The 499-nt window shown below is 62.9% G+C and carries 1 protein-coding gene; it reads left to right on the top strand.

All coding sequences use genetic code 11. The features are described 5' to 3' along the window. On the top strand, positions 1-499 hold a 499-nt coding region (locus tag AD72_RS35175), incomplete at both ends, for a cbb3-type cytochrome c oxidase subunit I (RefSeq protein WP_197285178.1).

The following is a 499-nucleotide window of genomic DNA, read 5'->3' as shown; positions in this document are numbered from 1 at the left end:
CACTTCCACTACGTGCTGTTCGGCACGATCGTGTTCGCGACCTATGCGGGCATGTACTTCTGGTTCCCGAAGATCACCGGACGCATGCTCAACGAGAAACTCGGCAAGGTCCATTTCTGGACGACCTTCATCGGGTTCCACTTGACGTTCCTCGTGCAGCACTGGCTGGGCAACGAGGGGATGCCGCGCCGGTACGCGGACTACCTGGCCTCGGACGGGTTCACCACGCTGAACACGATCTCCACGATCGGTTCCTACGTGCTGGGCTTCTCGGTGCTGCCGTTCGTGTACAACGTCTTCCGCTCCTACCGCTACGGCGAGGTCGTCACCCAGGACGACCCGTGGGGCTACGGCATGTCCCTGGAATGGGCCACCTCCACACCACCGCCGAGGCACAACTTCACCTCGCTGCCCCGGATCCGGTCCGAGCGGCCCGCCTTTGACCTGCACTACCCGCACATCGCCGAACGCGCGGAGAAGGAGCGCTACCTGTCCTTCT

The organism is Sciscionella sediminilitoris (assembly GCF_000737195.2).
In the GTDB taxonomy this organism is placed as follows: domain Bacteria; phylum Actinomycetota; class Actinomycetes; order Mycobacteriales; family Pseudonocardiaceae; genus Sciscionella; species Sciscionella sediminilitoris.
Note: the sequence above shows the minus strand (reverse complement) of the source record. Positions and strands in the feature narration are given on the sequence as shown.